The sequence below is a fragment of the Acidovorax sp. genome (assembly GCF_046314175.1).
In the GTDB taxonomy this organism is placed as follows: Bacteria; Pseudomonadota; Gammaproteobacteria; order Burkholderiales; family Burkholderiaceae_C; genus Acidovorax.
Genome location: NZ_JBKBXG010000024.1, coordinates 21,919 through 40,102, shown reverse-complemented (window position 1 = coordinate 40,102; position 18,184 = coordinate 21,919). Strand labels below are relative to the sequence as shown.

Annotated in this window: 18 protein-coding genes; all 18 read left to right on the top strand. The window is 60.3% G+C overall.

All coding sequences use genetic code 11. From position 1 onward, the window contains the following. The first annotated feature begins 57 nt into the window (after window positions 1-57). The 18 genes from ACK4OE_RS09055 to ACK4OE_RS08970 all read left to right on the top strand — a co-directional run bounded on the left by ACK4OE_RS09055 (window position 58) and on the right by ACK4OE_RS08970 (window position 18,132). Entirely contained in the window at window positions 58-1,080 is a 1,023-nt protein-coding gene (locus ACK4OE_RS09055; protein WP_409884444.1) for a terminase small subunit, read from the top strand. A gap of 2 nt (window positions 1,081-1,082) precedes the next feature. Further along, window positions 1,083-2,693, top strand: coding sequence for a terminase (locus tag ACK4OE_RS09050; RefSeq protein WP_409884443.1), 1,611 nt, complete (start codon window positions 1,083-1,085; stop codon window positions 2,691-2,693). A 13-nt stretch (window positions 2,694-2,706) separates the two neighbouring features. Further along, a complete protein-coding gene (locus ACK4OE_RS09045; RefSeq protein ID WP_409884442.1) occupies window positions 2,707-5,037 on the top strand; it encodes a hypothetical protein in 2,331 nt (776 codons plus the stop codon). A gap of 2 nt (window positions 5,038-5,039) precedes the next feature. Then, a complete protein-coding gene (locus tag ACK4OE_RS09040) occupies window positions 5,040-5,270 on the top strand; it encodes a hypothetical protein (protein ID WP_409884441.1) in 231 nt (76 codons plus the stop codon). A gap of 147 nt (window positions 5,271-5,417) precedes the next feature. Continuing rightward, a complete protein-coding gene (locus ACK4OE_RS09035; RefSeq protein WP_409884440.1) occupies window positions 5,418-6,458 on the top strand; it encodes a hypothetical protein in 1,041 nt (346 codons plus the stop codon). Between the two features lie 17 nt (window positions 6,459-6,475). Beyond that, entirely contained in the window at window positions 6,476-7,768 is a 1,293-nt protein-coding gene (locus ACK4OE_RS09030) for a DUF4043 family protein (protein WP_409884438.1), read from the top strand. Window positions 7,769-7,836: 68 nt separating this feature from the next. After that, entirely contained in the window at window positions 7,837-8,313 is a 477-nt protein-coding gene (locus tag ACK4OE_RS09025) for a hypothetical protein (RefSeq protein WP_409884436.1), read from the top strand. Window positions 8,314-8,363: 50 nt separating this feature from the next. After that, window positions 8,364-8,795: a hypothetical protein gene (locus ACK4OE_RS09020; protein WP_409884435.1), complete on the top strand. Its 432-nt coding sequence runs from the start codon at window positions 8,364-8,366 to the stop codon at window positions 8,793-8,795. Further along, complete coding sequence (locus tag ACK4OE_RS09015; RefSeq protein ID WP_409884433.1) at window positions 8,792-9,457, top strand: DUF6682 family protein; 666 nt, start codon at window positions 8,792-8,794, stop codon at window positions 9,455-9,457. Before ACK4OE_RS09020 ends, ACK4OE_RS09015 begins: the two co-directional genes overlap by 4 nt. Then, window positions 9,454-9,858, top strand: coding sequence for a hypothetical protein (locus ACK4OE_RS09010; RefSeq protein ID WP_409884432.1), 405 nt, complete (start codon window positions 9,454-9,456; stop codon window positions 9,856-9,858). Before ACK4OE_RS09015 ends, ACK4OE_RS09010 begins: the two co-directional genes overlap by 4 nt. Then, window positions 9,855-10,094: a hypothetical protein gene (locus ACK4OE_RS09005; protein WP_409884431.1), complete on the top strand. Its 240-nt coding sequence runs from the start codon at window positions 9,855-9,857 to the stop codon at window positions 10,092-10,094. The genes ACK4OE_RS09010 and ACK4OE_RS09005 overlap by 4 nt, the downstream gene beginning before the upstream one ends. Beyond that, a complete protein-coding gene (locus ACK4OE_RS09000; protein ID WP_409884430.1) occupies window positions 10,072-10,872 on the top strand; it encodes a hypothetical protein in 801 nt (266 codons plus the stop codon). Before ACK4OE_RS09005 ends, ACK4OE_RS09000 begins: the two co-directional genes overlap by 23 nt. A gap of 10 nt (window positions 10,873-10,882) precedes the next feature. After that, entirely contained in the window at window positions 10,883-11,944 is a 1,062-nt protein-coding gene (locus tag ACK4OE_RS08995; protein WP_409884429.1) for a hypothetical protein, read from the top strand. Between the two features lie 3 nt (window positions 11,945-11,947). Further along, window positions 11,948-12,808 (top strand): hypothetical protein, encoded by an 861-nt coding sequence (locus ACK4OE_RS08990; RefSeq protein ID WP_409884428.1) that lies wholly within the window; start codon window positions 11,948-11,950, stop codon window positions 12,806-12,808. Beyond that, a complete protein-coding gene (locus ACK4OE_RS08985; protein WP_409884427.1) occupies window positions 12,802-13,968 on the top strand; it encodes a hypothetical protein in 1,167 nt (388 codons plus the stop codon). Before ACK4OE_RS08990 ends, ACK4OE_RS08985 begins: the two co-directional genes overlap by 7 nt. A gap of 104 nt (window positions 13,969-14,072) precedes the next feature. Continuing rightward, entirely contained in the window at window positions 14,073-15,893 is a 1,821-nt protein-coding gene (locus tag ACK4OE_RS08980; RefSeq protein WP_409884426.1) for a hypothetical protein, read from the top strand. Beyond that, window positions 15,890-16,327, top strand: coding sequence for a hypothetical protein (locus tag ACK4OE_RS08975; RefSeq protein ID WP_409884424.1), 438 nt, complete (start codon window positions 15,890-15,892; stop codon window positions 16,325-16,327). The genes ACK4OE_RS08980 and ACK4OE_RS08975 overlap by 4 nt, the downstream gene beginning before the upstream one ends. 2 nt (window positions 16,328-16,329) lie before the next feature. Continuing rightward, entirely contained in the window at window positions 16,330-18,132 is a 1,803-nt protein-coding gene (locus tag ACK4OE_RS08970) for a hypothetical protein (protein ID WP_409884423.1), read from the top strand. The last annotated feature ends 52 nt before the right edge of the window (window positions 18,133-18,184 follow it).

The window sequence follows — 18,184 nt, the reverse complement described above, 5'->3', positions numbered from 1 at the left end:
AGGCCGCGCCCCTCTAGTGTTCGACAGCCATGCCGGGAGCAAGAAGACTCCCGGCCCATGGCAACCACACCCCCCTCGCGCAAGAGGGCCGCGCCTAAGAAGGCCCCCAGCACCAGCAAGAGCAAGACGCCTGCAGCGCCCAAGAAGCCTGCAGGCGCTGCTGTGCCCGCATCCAAGGCATCCCCCATCAAGGGGAAGACAACTGCGCAGGCGAAGCCAGCACGCCCAGCACCAAAGACAAAACAGCTTGTCCCCAGGGACGCAGCAGGGACAACGCTGGATGTCCCAGGCGACAACACAACCGCGATTGAGCTGAGTCCACGGGTACAGAGGTTCGTTGATGAGTACCTGATCGACCTCAACGGCACACAGGCCGCCATTCGGGCCGGATACAGCGCTACAACCGCCCAGGAGCAGTCGAGCCGCCTGTTATCAAATGTTATGGTTCAGCAGGCGGTTTCAGCCGCACGCAAGGCCCAGCAGGAGCGCACGCAGGTAGAAGCGGACAAGGTTGTTCTCGAAGCGTGGAACATCATGACCGCCGACCCGCGCGAGCTTGTGCAGGTGAAAGTCGGATGCTGCCGCCATTGCTGGGGCGAAGGCCACCGTTATCAGCGCACCCTGGCCGAATACAACCACGACCGCGAGAAGTTCCGCGAAGGTGGCAAGCCGCCAGAGGACTGGGAAGAGCAGGGCGGCATTGGCTACTCGCCACTGCGCGAGGCACACCCGGCGTGCCCTGAGTGCCATGGCGATGGATGTCCCCGTGTTGTCCTCGGGGACACGCGCACTCTGTCCCCAGGGACACGAGCACTCTACGCAGGCGCCAAGGAAACCAAGTACGGCATCGAAGTGCAGATGCACGACAAGGGCGCGGCCATGGAGAAGCTGTTCAAGCACCTTGGCCTGTACGAGCGCGACAACCAGCAGAAGACCGATCCATTGGCATCCCTGTTGCACGCGATTGCGTCGGGCAATAGCAACGGGTTCGTGCCGCAGGCGGTGGACCCAGAACGGCCATTAGCTCAGGCCAAGCCAAGCGCGTTCATGCCGCGCCCAGATGACGGCGAGCGGGATTGACCGTGGCAAAGACCGTCACCATCACTGCGGACTTGCCGCTTGCGCCCCTGCCGAGCAATGCGGCGGAGCTGGAGCGCTGCATGGCTGATCCTGAATGGCGCCTGTTCAGCGGGTGCCTGTACAAGATCATGGTCAAGGGCGACGGCGAGGACGATGACGCCGATGAGGCGATGGTTCTGCCTTTCCGGCCAAACCGAGCGCAGCGCCGGTTCATCCTGCGGCTGTGGAACCGCAACCTGATCCTCAAGGCCCGGCAGCTTGGGTTTACCACCCTGATTGCGCTGCTGTGGCTGGATCACGCCTTGTTCAATGGCAATCAGCGGTGCGGGATCATCGCCCAGGACCGTGAGGCGGCCGAGGCCATCTTCCGCGACAAAGTGAAGTTCGCCTATGACAACCTGCCCGAAGAAATCCGGGTCCGGTTCCCACTGGCGCGAGACAGCGCGACCGAGCTGCTTTTCGCGCACAACAACAGCAGCGTGCGCGTGGCCACGTCGATGCGTTCGGGGACCATCCACCGGCTGCACATCAGCGAATTCGGCAAGATTTGCGCGAAGTTCCCCATCAAGGCCGCCGAGGTCATCACCGGCTCCATTCCTGCCGTCCCGCTGAACGGCATCTTGGTTATCGAGAGCACGGCAGAGGGGCGCGAGGGCGACTTTTACGACATCACGCAGCGCGCAAAGATGCTGCACTTCGACCCAACGCGCAAGCTGACGGAGCGCGACTACCGCTTTCACTTCTACGCCTGGTGGCAGGAGCCCAAATACACCATGGACCCCACCACGGTGGTGGTCTCAGGCGAGCAGCACGAGTATTTCGAGGGCGTTGAGCAGGAGATGGACTGCAAGATCGACGCTGGGCAGCGCGCGTGGTACGTGGCGACCATGAACGCCGACTTCTCAGGCGCCGAGGAAAAGATGTGGCAAGAGTACCCATCGACGCCGGATGAGGCCTTTCAGGTGTCCACGAAGGGCAACTACTACGCCAAGGATCTGGTCAAGCTGCGCAAGCGCGGCGGCATCACCAGCGTGCCGGTGCTCGACCTTCCCGTGTACACGTTCTGGGACATCGGCAACAAAGACGGGTGCGCGGTGTGGTTCATGCAGGAGCTGCGCGGCGAGGCGCGGTTCATCAACTACTACGAAGAGCATCTTGAGGATCTGCGGCACTACGTGGCCCACCTCCAAGACCTTGGCTACCTGTACGGCGCCCACTTCCTGCCCCACGACGCTGACCACAAGCGCCTGGGCGACTTCAACAAGTCCACAAAGCAGCAGTTGCAAGACCTGATGCCGGGCCAGACGTTCTGGATCGTTCCGCGCATCACAGAGCTGATGGCAGGCATCAATGCGACCCGCAAGCACCTGAAAAGCGCGTACTTCGACACCGAGGGGACGAAGCAAGGCATTGCACGGCTCCAGGGCTACCAGAAGAAATTCAGCCAGTCCGAGAACCGCTACCTCGACCAGCCCAACAAGCACAACGGCTGCAGTGAGGGCGCAGACGCCCTGCGCCAGTGGGCTCAGGCAAAGGACTGCGGCCTGCTGGACGGCATGACACAGACATCTGCCTACAAAGAGGCCAGGGCGGGCGACTGGCGAACCAATTGATGAGGACCACACCATGAGCACAAGCAACCTACGCAGCGCTGGCGGCGGGATGACCATTGAGGAACAAATGGAGGCAGATGGGCCGCTGACCCTCATTGAGTACACGCAGTACCTTGACGAGATTGAGCAGCAGCCAGCCTACCGAAAGCAGGCCGACCGCGAAATGGACTATGCGGACGGCAACCAGCTCGACTCTGAACTGCTCAAGGCCCAACAAGATCAGGGCATCCCACCCGCGAAAGATGACCGCATTGGACCCGCCATGCTTGCGCTGCAGGGCTATGAGGCCACGGTGCGGACAGACTGGCGGGTGACTCCCAACGGCCAGCCAGACGGCCAGGATGTGGCCGACGCCCTCAACTACAAATTGAATGAAGCCGAGCGCCATTCAAAAGCCGACATCGCGTGCACCGGAGCATTCCGAACGCAGGCCGGTGTGGGCATTGGCTGGGTGGAAGTGGCGCGCGAGAGCGACCCCTTCAAGTACCCCTACCGCTGCACCACCATTCATCGCAACGAGATTGCCTGGGACTTTGCCGCAGGCGATGACCTTAGCGATGCCCGCTACCTGCGCCGCACGCGCTGGCTGCACCCGTCGCGGCTTGCCAAGACGTTCCCGAAGCACAAGAAGCTGATTGCCGAGTGCGGGCGCAATGGTTCGAGCTGGTGGGGCCAGGACGGGCATAGCCTGCTTGACGGTGGCGCATCGACTGGGCTGGAGACGGGTAGCTGGGATGCTGCGCGCGGCTGGACCGTGGCAGAGAACCGCTGGTACAACTCAGTCAGCAAGGAGCTGTGCCTGGTGGAGATGTGGTATCGCCGCTGGGTGAATGTGATCGTGCTCAAGACGCCAGACGGGCGCGTAGTCGAATACGACAAGAACAACCCAGCGCACAACTACGCCCTAGCCACTGGCGTAAGCAAGCCTACCCAGGCCACGGTGTCGCGCGTGCGCCGCAGCTACTGGATTGGGCCGCACTGCTTGCACGATGGCCCTTCGCCCTACGCCCACAACCATTTCCCGTATGTCCCGTTCTTCGGGTTCCGCGAGGACGGCACGCGCGTGCCATATGGCTACATCCGGGGAATGATGTTCCAGCAGGACCGCCTGAACAGCGGCATTGCTATGGCCACATGGGGCATGACGGCATACCGCATTGAGAACACAAAGGGCGCGGTGGACATGACCGATGAGCAGTTGCGCCGCCAAGCTGGCCGACGCAACGCGCACATCGTTCTCAACGCTGCCGCGATGTCTCAGCCTGGAGCCCGGTTTGAAATCAAGCGCGACGTGCAATTGACGGACCAGCAGATCCAGATGATGAACGATGCTCGCGCGTCCATCGAGAGCGTCAGCGCTGCACCTAGCGCCTTCACCGGGCGGCAGGGCACGGCCACCAGCGGCAAGCAGGAGCAGACGCAGGTGGAGCAGGCCAACCAGTCGCTGGGGCTGATGATGAGCAACTTCCGGGCGGCTCGCTCTATGGTGGGAGAGCTGCTGCTGTCGATGATCGTGGAGGATCTGGGCGACAAGCCGCACACCGTGGTGATTGAGGGCGATGCCGTGACAGAAGACCGCACGGTGGTCATCAACAAGCCCGAGGTGGACCCAGAGAACGGATACACCTACCTGTCCAACGATCTGCAGCGCACGCGCCTGATGGTGGCGCTGGAGGATGTCCCAAGCTCTGCCAGCTATCGCGGCCAGCAGCTCAACGCAATGTCGGAGGCGGTCAAGTCGCTCCCCGCTCAGTACCAGGCGGCTGCCATGCCGTTCCTGGCCAGCCTCATGGATGTCCCATTCAAGCGCAAGCTGGTGGAGGCCCTGCGCGCAGCAGGAGAGCAGGAGTCCCCCGAGCAGATCGAGCAACGCATCGCCCAGGCGGTGCAGGACGCGCTGGCCAAGTCTGGCGTGGAAGTGAAGATGCGCGAGATAGCCCTCAAGGAAAAGAAGGGCGAGGCGGAAATCGAAATGATGATGCGCCAGGCGGTACAGATTGGCGTTCAAACCGCTTTTTCCGCCATGTCCACGGGCGTGCAGGTGGCCCAGATGCCAATGATCGCGCCGGTTGCCGACAAGGTGATGCAGGCAAACGGGTGGCGGCCTGCGCCTGGTGGCGTGGACCCAAACATACCGGTCGCAAGCACCACAGCGGCCATGAACATCAAGTCGCCGTACATCCAAGGCCAAGGCCCAGAACTGGCCGCCGAGGAAGCCGCTGGGGCGACCACCCAGGTGCGAGAGAACACCAGCCCGCAGTTTCCCCCCATCCCGCCGAGCGGTGCCAGCCCAATGACGGGCATCGAGACATCTGACACCGCCGACAACCTCCAAGGAGCATGAACATGCACGCCGACACCCGAGAGTTCCGCCTGAGCATCGACATCACCGTGACAGGGCACACGGATAGCGACATGGTTGCGCCCCTGGTCAACGACGCCATGCAGGAGCTGGTGAATCGCCGTGACTTTCGCGCCGGAACCATTGGCGCGGGACGGGCCATAGATCACCGGCACGACTTCGAGGCAGTTCGGATCACCGTCGATGTCAACAGGTTGAGTGTCAAGCCTCTGTAGCGCGCAGTTCTAGTGTTTCGTATTTCGTCTGTCATTTCCCACACTGCCGACCAAGCCTGACGCGCGAGCGTTGGGTGAGGTTCGCGGCCTTCGGGTCGCGGCATCGCAACTGGACCTTGCGGCCACGGCGACATGTGGCGGGACAGCATGACAACAACTACCGAGTTACCCCAGACCACCGACACGGATAGCGCTCTTGCGCAGTATCACGCCGCTATGAAAGCGGATTCGGGCGACACCAGCACCACGCTGGAAAAGGACGGCGCGCCCACGACCGTCAGTGATGCAGACAAGAAGCCTGCCGAGGAAGTGAAAACTGCCCTACCAGAGGATCAGCAAAACGCATCCAACAGCGTTGTTCTCGCGAAGGACGGCAAGCACACGATTGATTTCAGTGTGCTGGCCGACACCCGCGAGAAAGCGCAGCAGTTCCAAGACCAGGCGCAGCAGCTCCAGGCCAAGTACGAAGCCGCACAGCAAGAGTTGGACGCCCTCAAGGCAGCCGCTCAAGCCCGTGCGGACAACGGCGAGGCACCGACCGCAGCAGACACCATGGTGGCAGCAGCACAAGCCGCCATTGATGCCGGGGTTGACATCAAGTTGTTCGGTGACTTTTCGGAAGAGGCCATGGCGGCCGGCATCGACAAGCATGTGAACAACAGGGTGGCCGCCGAAGTGAAAGTCGAGGTCGCTGCTGCTGTGAAGGCCGCTGTGAATGAAGCGCTCGCACCCATTCGGGCGAAAGAGCAGGCTGACAGCGCAGATGCTCATGTGAGCGCGGTTCTCGCAGCTCACCCGGATGCTGGCTCCATCGCGCAAAGCGTGGAGCTGGACAACTGGATCAAGGCCCAACCCTCCTACCTGCAACCAGCCATGCGCCAGGTGCAGGAAGGCGGGACCACCGAGCAGGTCATCGAGCTGATCAGCAACTTCAAGGCAGCCACTGGGGCTACTCAAAAAGCCGCCGCGCCAAGCCACAAGCAGGCAGCGCAGGCGGCGCAGGAAGCCATTTCACGGGTCACGGCGCCCGTTCCCGCAAGCCTCTCGGACATTCCGGGCGGGCGGCCAGGGGATGTGACGCTGAACGACCGTATGGCATCCATGAGCGAGATAGACATGTTCAACGCGGTCAATTCGGGAGCTATCTCCCAGGCCCAACTGGACGCCTATCTCAACCGCAAATCGTGACGCATTGAGGCAACCACATGTCCAAAACCCAAATGTCGGCTGATGACAGCCAAAAACTCGTACAGCAAGCGGTCGGGGTGTTTATCGGCACCCAGAAGCGCAAGGGCAATATCAATCACCTGACCGGCAAGATGCCGACGATTGACCAGGCTGCCAGCTCCATCAGCAACCAGTCCAGCAAGACCATGCCCTTCGTGCAAACGATGGACCTGGGCAAGGGCAAGGGCGATGAGGTGAAGTTCAACTTCATCAACCCCATGGGTGGTATCCCCATCATGGGTGGTGAAATGGCCGAAGGTCGCGGTGAAGGCGTCTCCCTGTCGGAAGATCGCCTGCGCGTGAACCAGGCCCGCTTCCCCATTGACCTGGGTGGCGTGATGGATGAAATCCGCAGCCCTGTGGACATCCACAAGCTGGGTAAGCCACTACTGCAGCGCGCCATGAACGAATATGAGGACCAACTGTCCATCGTTCATGTTGCTGGTGCTCGCGGATACCACAACAACCTCACTTGGCGCATTCCGCTGGCCAGCGATTCGCGCTTCAACAAGGTGGTGACCAACAAGGTGAAGGCGCCTACGAAGAACCGTCACTTCGTGGTGGACAACGGCACCGTGACCCGGCTTGTCGATAACGCTGGCGAGCTGGACATCAGCTCTGGCGACGTGGTGAACATGAGCGTGATCGACTCGATGTCATCTTTCTTGGACCAGCTTGTATCGCCACCTCCGCCCGTGGAGTTCGAAGGCGACGAGGCCTCGGAAGATAGCCCATTCCGCGTGCTGCTCGCAGGTAGTGCTGTGTACAACATCTTTTCGGCTGATCCCAACTTTCGCACCTACCAGGCCAACTGCTTGGCCCGCGCGCGCTATGCAAAGGATCACCCGGTGTTTCGGAACCCTGACAACGCACTGTGGCGCAACACGCTGATCGTGAAGATGCCGGACAACCCGATCCGTTTCTACGCCGGGGATGACATCAAATACTGCGCGGCATTCGATTCCGATACCGAAAGCTCGTGCAAGGTGCCTGCCTCGTTCCAGGACAAGTTCGCGGTGGAGCGCAGCATTTTGCTGGGCGGGCAGTCGCTCGCGAAGGCCTATGCGAAGAGCCGCCACTCTGGCTGGCCCTACTTCTGGAAGGAAGCTCCAAGCGACTTCGACGACAAGCTGGAAGTGATGATCGGCGGCATTCTGGGCGCTTCCAAGATCCGCTTCGCGGTGAACGTTGGCGATGGTCGCGTTGAGTACACCGACCACGGCGCCACGGTGATTGATTCTGTCGTTCCCATCATCGGCGCACGTCAGTAATTCACCCAAGACGGGCAGCGCCACTAGCTGCCCGTCATCCTGAATCGAACCCCTCAAGGAGCCTCATCATGGCCACTCTCACTATCGACGGCGCAGGCAACTCGCGCTATGGCAATCGCCCCTCTGGCAATGACGCGGTGTACCGCTTCGTTGTCGAGACGGGCACCACCGGAATTCTGCTGCGCTCGCGCGAAGCCTTTGTACCGCTCGCAGTCAACGACGTGCTGAAAATCGGGCGCCTGCAGGCTGGCATGGTGCCCGACACCATGAAGGCCATCGTCTCCAACCACTTCGGTGCTGGTGTGACCGCCTCTTTCGGCTTCGCATACGCAGACGGTGTGGACAGCGCGGAACTGCCCCAGTCGGCCACCTACTTCGGCACGGGCATCGTCATGAGTGCTGCCGCTGAAGTCCCGATTCCCATCAAAGCCAAGCTCGCGGCATTGCCCAAGGACGCCTGGCTCACCATGACCATCACTGGCGCTGCCGTGGCCGAAGCTGGCTATGCAGATGTGGTGATTCGCGGCGAGCAGACAGGCGTCTAAAGGCAATAGCGGGGCGCCCTGACAACGCGCCCCGCCCAACAGGATTCTCCATGACCACACCAATCAAGTACATCGGCCGCAAGCCGTCCTACACGGACTTCGTGAACGGCTCCAAGCTGACGTTTACGCCTGGCCAGACGCGGGACATCCCGGATGACAGCTTGGCGGCCAAGTTTCTGCGCCAGATCGACATCTTCAAGCGCGGGGAGCCCGAGCAGGCCGAGCCGAAGCCCACGAAGACCGCCGTGGAGCCGAAAGACGACACCCAGGCCCTGCTCAAGAAGGCGAAGAAGGAGAAGGATGACATCCTTGAAAAGGACATGCAGCGCAACGATTTGGTGAACCAGATCCGCAGCATGGACAAGTCGCAGTTGGACATCCTGGCCAATGATCGCTGGGGCCAGAAGCTGCACAACAGGCTCTCGCTCGAAAACGCACGGGCGAAGGTTCTGCAGCTCGTTGACCAGTACGGCGCAGCATGACCCTCGCTGACTTGATCCGCCGCTTCCGTGTTCTTGCAGACGACAAGGCCACTGGCCATCTGTTTTCTGACGAAGACATCACCGATTGGCTGAACGACGCCCATGCTCAGGCCTGCGTGCGTGGGCGCCTGTTGCTTGAGGATGCGGACGCGGAGATGTGCACCATCCCCGTTACAGCCGGGGTACACAGCTACCCGCTGCATCATTTGGTGTACGAGATTGAGCGGATCGAGTTCAAAGCCACTGGCGAGAGTCGCAGCCAACACATCAAGATCAAGTCTCGCGGATGGCTGGATGACAACCATCCCGGCTGGCGCGATGACGGTCGGTGTGTTCGATTCGCCATCCAGGGCGAGACAAGCATTCGCCTTGTTGGCACTCCAACTGTGAATGGGGTACTGACCATAGAGGCGTACAGACTGCCGCGCGAGGCGATGGTTGCCGAGGATGACACGCCAGAGATTCATCAGGCGAGCCACGAGCATTTGATCCAGTGGGCGCTTTTCCGTGCGTTCAGCATTCCCGATAGCGAAACGCTTGACCCAAACCGTTCCAGGGCGGCCGAGGCGGAATTCACGGCGCGTTTTGGAGCGCTACCCGACTCCGATATGCGGCGCCGCACACGCGAAGACGCCGAACATGTAGTCGAGGTGCATCCATGAGCCAGTTCTACCCAGCATTCACCTGGGCCGCAGTCGGCGGGCGCGAGTCCTTCCCGCACATCGACCTGATATGCGCGCTAATGGAACCAGCGTTCACGTTCAACCCCGAGCACAAAACACTCGCGGATGTGCGCGACCACATCATTGCTGCGGTACCCATGGAGCACACGCTGGAAGGCGACGTGCTCGACGCAAAAGATACCGAGTTCAAGGGCGAGCTTCGCGGCGTGGTTGGATCGTTGGTGGTATTCGCGGCCATTGGCGCCCCGGCGGCCTCTCCGCTGTTGCTCTTCATAGACACCATGGTGCCGCTGCCACTCGTCCTGGATGGCATTTGCAATACCACGATTGCCTGGGACAACGGCCCGCAAAAAGTTTGCATATTGAGCGACATCGAATGAGCGCCACCAAATTTCATATCGAGCTGGCTGCTGGCCAGTCCATCACGGTGGGTGACACCACCGTGACGCTGCAGCACAAGTCGGGGCAGCGCGCGAGGCTACTGGTGCAGGCCCCCGCTGATACCCCCGTCACCCATCCGGGGCGCAATCCCGTTTCCAACCCGAGCGCGCAAGAGTGCGCTCCCTCGCCAAACCCGGCGAAGGAGCACACACATGGCCAACACCACATTTCCTAAAGGTTCCCAGCGGATTCTGAGCGCTGGCATCAACTTTCTCACCGACACCATCAAGGCCACGCTGCTGCCCGACACGTACACCTTCAGCACGGCTCACGAATTCGTTTCGGATTTGGGCGCGCGCATCGGCACCGATCAAACCTTGGCCAGCAAGTCGGTGACTGGCGGCGTTCTTGATGCCGAGGATCTGGACTTTGGAATACTGCCTCCCGGAAATACCGCGAAAGTGATCGCCATCTACAAAGAAACTGGCAACACTTCTACGGCGCCCGTGCTGTTCTATATCGATGTTGCGACAGGCCTGCCGTTTGCGACCAACGGCGGTGCGCTGACCATTCCTTGGGACAGCGGCGTCAAGAAAATTGCCCGCCTCTACCTTCCGTTCTTCCCCAAGGGCGCAGAAAAGACGCTTTCGGCAAGCATCAATTTCTCGACAGATGTGCTGAAGGCGGTCGCCCTGCCTGCGGACTATGCCTATGACGCGGGCCACGAGTTTCTGGACGACGTTGGCACGCTCATCGGCACGCCGGTGACATTGACCAACAAGTCCGTCACGGGCGGTGTGTTCGACGCGGATGACATTGATCTTGGCGCGCTTGCCGGAGGCTCTACGCTGGGGTCGGTGGCAATTTTCAAGGAAACAGGCAATGCGGCCACTTCCCCGCTGCTGCTGCGAATCACGGACATCACCGGATTCCCTCTGCTCACCGGTGGCAGCAACGTGACGGTACGGTGGTCGAATGGCGCAGCGAGGATCATCAGCTTGATTCCTGCGTAAGGGGTGAGAAATGCCCTACCTCTTCTCCAACAACGCCGAGGCCACCCTTGCGAACTCGCTTCCGAGCAGTTCGAGCGACCCCGACTACAACACCATCGTTATTACGGATGCAGACGAGGGGAACACATTTCTTTCTCCATCCGAGGTTCCTGACGGTGGCCAGCTAGCCACGTTGACGCATCCGTCACTGCCTGGCATCTATGAGGTGGTGCGCATCAGGCAGCACGCCTATGGCGCCACTGATTTCACCGTGGAGCGTGGATACGAACTGGGCGCTTGGGCCGTTCAGGAATGGCCTATTGGCACCAAGATGCAGGCTCGCATCACAGCCAAGATGCTGCGAGCCTTCCCGCAGCAGGACATCGGCGGCATGGTGGTGTTCACCGGCAGCCTGAGTGGCTCCGACGATTTTGCATATGGAACTCGCCCAGTGCTGCGTGACCAGCGGGGGCGTATCACCAACGGATCGCCGCCCACTTCGCAAGACACTCTGTTTGCCCCAGAGGTGGTTGGCGGGTCTTTTGCGATGGATCTTGGTGTCGCCGCAACCTGGGGCTCCACAACGCCCTATTACGGGCTGGCGGTTGTGCAGCCTGCCACACCTGATGGCTTTCAATACTTTCTTGATCTGCGGCTTGGTGAAAGCCGTTCGCAGACTAACGTGACCCCAGCCTTTGATGGCACCACTTCCCCGACTGTGGCCCATGATGGGAATACGCCCGGCAACAAGGACGTGGGGTTCTGGGTGCCCACCGCGCTGCCTATCGACGTGTCTGCGAGCTTCGATGGCAACAGCAAGTTGGTGGTCACGGAGGTGGGTTTTATGGCTCGCGAAGTGACGGCTGGCGACACGCCCAGCGTTTCCATCGGCACTAGCGGCAACCCCACCAAGTTCGTCAACAACCAGGCTTTGTCGCAGATCACAGGTAGCAACCAGGTGCACCGGTTTCCCATCACTGCTGGTGGAGAAATGATCTCGTCTCTTCGCTACGTTGTGAATACTGCGGCGACTGGTGGCGTTTTCCGTGGCCGCTTCTATTGGCGTGGGTTCTTCCTCAACGACCTTGAGTAACGCATGAGCTACCCACTCATCAACGGCGCAACCATCAATGGCTTTGAGGCAGGCCAGACCGAGGGCATTGAACTCGTCACGGCTGGCCTTGCTACGGCTTCTCACGATGTCTATCCTGCAGGTGCGCTCCCATTGGAAATGGGGGACATTGATGCAAGGTTTTCGATTGGTCCTGATGGAATAGACCTCGTTCAGACCGAAACCCATACCGCGATCTACAGCGGCATAGTTCTTCCTGCTGGCATCGAGTTGGTGACAGCAGGTGTGGCTACGGTGCATGTGGTGGTGGTTGCAGTTGGCGCACGCCCCTTGGAGATTGGCGCGCCTAGGGCGCGGAATGGGGTGGATGTGGAGGCTCGTCCTGCCGGCCTGGATCTGGTCCGCTCTGGCCTGCACAGCGCGTTCTTGGCCCAGCCAGCGCCCGCCATGACGGTGGAGGCTGCTGGCACACGCCCGTTGCAAATGGGCGTGCCTGGCGCGCATCTGGGGTCTGTCACGGTTGATGCGCCAGGCTATCACGCACTGGAAATGGGTGATCCGGCCACGGGTGTCGCGGCGCAGGCCGTAGGGCATGCAGCGATGGAGTTCGGCCAGCCGTCTACTGGAATTGTTGTCATTGGACGTGGGGGAGTTGCGCTTGATATGGGCGCTCCAGCTCTGCGCTTTCGCATCTCCGTCACGGGCTTCGATTTTGGAATCAGCGGCAAGCATTCTGCGTTGGTCGCGCCCACAGAGGTATTCGCCTCTGGCGCCCATCCGATGGAGTTTGGCAACCCGCTTGCGCCGACTGTCGTTGTGTTTGGGCGGCAGTCATTCCCAATGCAACTGGGCCAGCCCTCGCTTGACCGAGGTGCTACATGCTGACCTTTGAAGCTTTCACTGGCATCAACAATGTAATTCCGGCTCATCGACTGCAGGGCTCGGATTTGATCCAAGCCGCCAATGTGGACATTGGGCTCACCGGTGAAATCACTCGGCGTGGCGGAACTACGGAGATATCCGACCTCTGTCACAAGAATCTGTGGCAGGCCAAAGGGTTCATGCTGGCGACTGTAGGCAGTGAACTGGTGGCCATCCATCCTGGTGGTGGGCGCGTCGTTCTGCACACCGCCCTTGGGCCTGAGCGCGTCTGGTACTGCAATCTTCCGGATGGGCGCACCACCTACACGAACGGTTTGATCCATGGCATCACGGACGGCCTGGTGAGCCGTGATCGCAGCATTGAACCGCCCAGTAGCCTGGGGGCGCCAGATTTCGCCGTGGGGCAGCTTTTCCCAGGCCGCTACCGCTATCACTTGACACACCGGCGCATGGTTGACGGCGCGGAGAGCCCAGCCATTTTTTCCCAGCCCATCGACATCAGCCTTGGCGGCCTTCGCTTGGATGGCCTGCCTGTGGAGCTGGGCTACGAGACTCTGGTGTACCTGAGCAGCAAAGATGGTGAGGGCGCATATCTGATTGGTGCCGCGACTACCAGCAGCTTTGAGTGGGGCGGCAAGAATTCGGACCTGGCGCTGCCGTGCCGCACGACAGGTTTACAGGTGTTCCCCGTTGGCACCTACACCGCCTTCTGGCGTAGCCGCGTGTTGACAGCCGTTGGCAATGTGCTGTGGGCCAGCCGCCCCAACACACCGCACCTGTCGCACTGGCGTGAATTCAAGCAATTCACCGCAGGAATCACCGCCATCCTGCCGGTTAGCGATGGCATTTATGTGGGCACACAAGAGGCACTGATCTTCTTGGGCGGAACCACCTGGGAGCAGTTGGCCTACATCGACACAAAACGTGGCCCGGTGGTGCCTGGCTCAGGCGTTTTGGTGCCGGGCAAGAGGTTGAAGCTTGGTGACGGGGTAGGTGCTGGCGAGGCCATGGCGTGCATTGCTGGTGGCGAGGTTGTGGCGGGATTCAATGGCGGCCAGACCAGCAGCCTGACGGCCGACCGCTACAAAACCACCGCCACCGAGGTGTGTGCGACGTTCAGAGAAATTGACGGAATCCCTCAGTACATAGCTGTCCCGCAATGAGAATCTGGAACCCTTTCGCATTCACGCCTACGGGGCAACCCGTGGCGGCTGTGTCTCCACCGGCGCTGCGCGTTCTCGGGGGGACCGCCACAGCGCAGCAGTTCTTGTACGCCCAAGCGGCCTTCTATAAATTCAGCTTGCACGCGCGGCTGTCCGTTGTTCCGAACCCTACGGAGCAGGGATTTCTTCCAGATGGCTCGCGGTACACCATCGCAGTCGTGGGGCCGCAGACCACCATGACTCTGTGGGTGTCTGAGGGTGAAGGCCTGCGTAACAGTGGCATTGCTTTCGTCCTCTCGCATCTGGATGGCCAACCGATTCCAGAACATTCTGATGAAGACGGCATTCCTTTCACATACCTGCTGACTCCGAGGGAAAAGAAGGGCACCCGCGTCTCAAGCGGTAGGTGGGCGATACGCAAGCCAAAATTCGTCGCGGGCGGCAAAGCCGTGAACACGGATAGTTCCGGGCTCGCCTACTACACGGGGGTGGACGGGGCGCTTGACAGAGATGTTCCTTTCTATCGAGGCCAAGGCTACAGCCTCAACGGACAGGCGTATCTGCACGAGGAATACACGGAAAACGCTCCGCTCTTCCAATACTCCAAGAAGGTTGGGCAGTCAGTATCCAACACGACGCCCGTGCCGTTCATCTACAAAGGATCGGGGACGGAAGGCCGTCTGGCGATGCAACTCAACGTAGTTGTGGAGTTCGATCCGGTACGTGTTCAGTACATCGAGCTGCTGGTAGGCAAGTTTGGTGAAGAAACCAACGCGCCGGTAGGTCCAGTCGTGTCGCGTGAGGATTTGCCCTCGGATCTCTTCCTCAATTATCAGAGCATTACTTTCAGCGCAGACGGTCGAACGTCCAGGGCATTTGGCACGAAGGGCGGTTCGGGCCATGCCTTCATCGAAATAGATATCACGCCAATTGGGACAACCACCCGCGTTGTCTCAACGTCGCCGCTTTCTGGCGACCTTTCTGGAGTCGCTTACTACACGTCGTTCAAGACGGTTGTTACGGGCGAACCCGTAGAGCCTGGGTACACGACTGAAAGCTGGCAAATTTTTGGGGTTGATTCGGATGGCCCGGTTGAATATGGCAGCACAAGGCCAGTGACCAATGAAAATGGGGGCGGCGAGAGCGGGACAACCATCCTCACGCAGAACACACCATCCGGACACGCTTTCGACCGGCGCGGACGCCCCATAGATACCCCATCATCCCGGCGTGTCAGTCGCTTTGATGGCTATCGGGACAAGTACGAGAAGAGCGTGGTCGTGACGCTGCCTTCCGAAACCACCCCGCTACACGCCACCTACCTGCGCATCGACAACTTGCGGAGAAAACAAGTGGTGACCACGTCCACTGGGGCGCTCGTGGTTCTCGATGAAGAAGACTATTTTGAGTTGTTTCAGGAGCAAATCTCCAGTGAATTCACGCTCAATGTGAATGGCGGTGGGCACTGGCACAGGACGCATGGCGCTGGCACGGGACACATCATCCTCTTTGAGGACGACGAACTAGATTTCAGCGCAGGGTACGAAGTGGTCAACACACTGAGAGTTTCCTGGACCTATGTTCTTGACCCATCAACCGCTGCGGGGTGGCGCCGCGATTACTCGGAGGAGCAGAGCGTCAGCACGAAGCGCCTTGTGGTGCGGTGCAAAGGTTCTGTCCTGTTGTCGGAGAGCATCCCGGCAGACGCTGAATACCTGCATGTCGTGTTTATTGCAACCGACCCAATGACGGGCGCCATGGTCGTCAATCTCCAGCAAGTCAACCAATTCAACCGGGCCACACTGAAGAGCTGGATTTTTGTGGTGGATGACACCGGCGCCAGGTTCCTGCACGAGGTCATGAAGAGCGTGGCCCCCGGCACTCACATCAAGGTGCGTCGAAACGACGATCTCATTTCTGTATGAACGCCATTGTCTGCAACACCATTTCCGGCGCGGTGTCCGAGTACACGCGCCACGCCTTTCAATCCATCACGCCGACGCACGGAGGCTCTGCGACCGGGCTTTATGCGCTGGGCGGTGAAAGTGATGACGGGTTGCCCATCGTAGCCGAAATCAATCTCCCCGCCACATTGCGCGATGACACCCTGAAGGCCGCGATGGAGGCGGTTTACCTGTCAATGCATGGCGAGGGCAGTGCGGAGATGACGGTATTCGGGAAGGTTGAGAGCTGGACGTACCCGTTTGATTTGCGCGAAAGCGGTCAAACGCGATGCAAGGCGGGGCGCGGCATCAAAGAGAACTATTTGGGCTTTGGAATCCGAACCCCTGACGGGCAGGCCTTCCATCTTGACCGCGTCGAGGTGCGGTTTAACAAATCGAAAAACCGGAGGATTTGACCATGGATTTGGACTTTGACGGGCCAGCGGCCATCGTAGAGGATAAGTACAACCGCAGCATTGACCTTGCAAACGCTGCCACAAGCGCGGTCGATGGCTTTCAGAAGGCTCTAAACGAAAGCGTTTATCAGCCGCCGACAGTCAGTGTGCGCTGGGAGTCGCTGGCTGCGCCAGATCTGCCCCCCATCCCCGACGTGCCAACATTGCCGGTTGCTCACCTGGTAATCCCCGCCAATATGCCGGGTGCGCTGGATGCCTCGCTTGGGAGTGTGCAAATTGACGACTTCGATGTAACGCCGCCTGTACTGAACTTTCCGCCCACACCGGAAATACACATCGGCGCAGTGCCTACGTTGCCACAGTTGCGCGACGTTGAGGTGCCAGATGCTCCAACCGTGGAACTGCCCATCCCCCCGGCGTTCTTGCCACTGCAGACTCACAGCTTTGGCGGCATCAACCTGCACGAAAACAGGCTTGCAAAGCTGGACGAGATCCCAGAATTTTCGATGTTGCAGCCTGCTCCGTTCGCATTCTCTCCGGGTGCCAAATACGTCTCGCTGCTTATGGACAACCTCAAGGCCACGCTGAATGCTCGCATTCAGGGCGGCACCGGGCTGAATCCTGCGGTTGAGGCGGCGATTTGGGGTCGCGCACAGGACCGAGAAAACACCCTGGCGTTGGCCCGCGAGCAAGAGATTCAGCGAAGCGCCGAGGCGCTTGGCTTTCCATTGCCAACCGGTGTGATGGTGGGCCAGTTGTCAGATGCGCGGCGCGAGCTGCACGACAAGCTATCAGGCCTGTCGCGTGACATCGCCATTGAGCAGGCAAAGCTGGAGCAGACCAATCTGCAGCAGGCATCGACCCTGGCGCTCCAGTTGGAATCGACCCTGCTAGACGATGCCTACAAGCTGGAAGTGTTGGCGTTGGACGTGGCCAAGGCCATCGCGGACAACGCTATCGACATACACAACTCGGGCATCGAGCACTTCAAGGCGCTGCTTGCAGGGTACGACGCTTTCGCCAAGGCCTATGACACGCTCATCAGGGCCGAGATGAACAAGGTCGAGGTTTTCAAGGCGCTGCTGCAGGCCGAGGAAACCAAAGCCAACATCAACCGCATCATGGTCGAGCGCTACAAGGCCGAAATCGAAGGCGCGATGGCTGTCGTAACGGTGTTCCGCGAACGTGTAGGTGCAGCCAAGACTTTGGTGGAACTGGAGGGCTTGCGGATGCAGGCCGGTGCCGAGCACATCAAGGCGTTCGTCGCAACAACCAATGCGGAAACGTCCAAGGTAGAACTCCATAGGGCGGTCGTCAGCGCCGAAGGTGTGAAAGCCGGTGTGTTTGAAACGATGGTGCGCGCTCAATCGGCCAGGTCAGGCGCTCAGGCAGATCGCGCGCGTGTGGAAATTGCCAAGCTCGGCGCTAAGGTGCAGGCCAAGGCCTTGGAGTGGGATGGCTGGAAGGCCCGCCTGTCCGCGTCGAGCGCAGAGGTTGAGGCCGTTGCCCGCACCTCATCCATGACGCTGGATGCCTATCGCATTGGTGCACATGCCGCTGAGTCTCAAGCGGGGGCCGTGTCGCGCATCTGGGAGTCGAACATCAAGCAGTACGAAGCGAGCCAGACCATCACTCTGCAAGCCGCGAAGATCAATTCTGATGCCGTGATGCACACAGCCGACGCTCGCATGGAAGCGGCCAAGGTGGGTTTGACCACCTCGTCGCAACGTCTGGCGAGCGCCTGGAGCATGGTGGGAGCAAGCGCAACTATCCAAGGCAATTTGACGGCCACGCAAACGCTTTGATGCCTGGTTAGCAGCGCGCCCTTGTAGTGTTTTGCGCATTGGCCAGCACCAC

Coding starts and splice junctions, on each gene's coding strand:
- ACK4OE_RS09055 (WP_409884444.1), top strand. CDS start 58: ATGGCAACCACACCCCCCTCGCGCAAGAGGGCCGCGCCTAAGAAGGCC.
- ACK4OE_RS09045 (WP_409884442.1), top strand. CDS start 2,707: ATGAGCACAAGCAACCTACGCAGCGCTGGCGGCGGGATGACCATTGAG.
- ACK4OE_RS09040 (WP_409884441.1), top strand. CDS start 5,040: ATGCACGCCGACACCCGAGAGTTCCGCCTGAGCATCGACATCACCGTG.
- ACK4OE_RS09035 (WP_409884440.1), top strand. CDS start 5,418: ATGACAACAACTACCGAGTTACCCCAGACCACCGACACGGATAGCGCT.
- ACK4OE_RS09030 (WP_409884438.1), top strand. CDS start 6,476: ATGTCCAAAACCCAAATGTCGGCTGATGACAGCCAAAAACTCGTACAG.
- ACK4OE_RS09025 (WP_409884436.1), top strand. CDS start 7,837: ATGGCCACTCTCACTATCGACGGCGCAGGCAACTCGCGCTATGGCAAT.
- ACK4OE_RS09020 (WP_409884435.1), top strand. CDS start 8,364: ATGACCACACCAATCAAGTACATCGGCCGCAAGCCGTCCTACACGGAC.
- ACK4OE_RS09015 (WP_409884433.1), top strand. CDS start 8,792: ATGACCCTCGCTGACTTGATCCGCCGCTTCCGTGTTCTTGCAGACGAC.
- ACK4OE_RS09010 (WP_409884432.1), top strand. CDS start 9,454: ATGAGCCAGTTCTACCCAGCATTCACCTGGGCCGCAGTCGGCGGGCGC.
- ACK4OE_RS09005 (WP_409884431.1), top strand. CDS start 9,855: ATGAGCGCCACCAAATTTCATATCGAGCTGGCTGCTGGCCAGTCCATC.
- ACK4OE_RS09000 (WP_409884430.1), top strand. CDS start 10,072: ATGGCCAACACCACATTTCCTAAAGGTTCCCAGCGGATTCTGAGCGCT.
- ACK4OE_RS08995 (WP_409884429.1), top strand. CDS start 10,883: ATGCCCTACCTCTTCTCCAACAACGCCGAGGCCACCCTTGCGAACTCG.
- ACK4OE_RS08990 (WP_409884428.1), top strand. CDS start 11,948: ATGAGCTACCCACTCATCAACGGCGCAACCATCAATGGCTTTGAGGCA.
- ACK4OE_RS08985 (WP_409884427.1), top strand. CDS start 12,802: ATGCTGACCTTTGAAGCTTTCACTGGCATCAACAATGTAATTCCGGCT.
- ACK4OE_RS08975 (WP_409884424.1), top strand. CDS start 15,890: ATGAACGCCATTGTCTGCAACACCATTTCCGGCGCGGTGTCCGAGTAC.
- ACK4OE_RS08970 (WP_409884423.1), top strand. CDS start 16,330: ATGGATTTGGACTTTGACGGGCCAGCGGCCATCGTAGAGGATAAGTAC.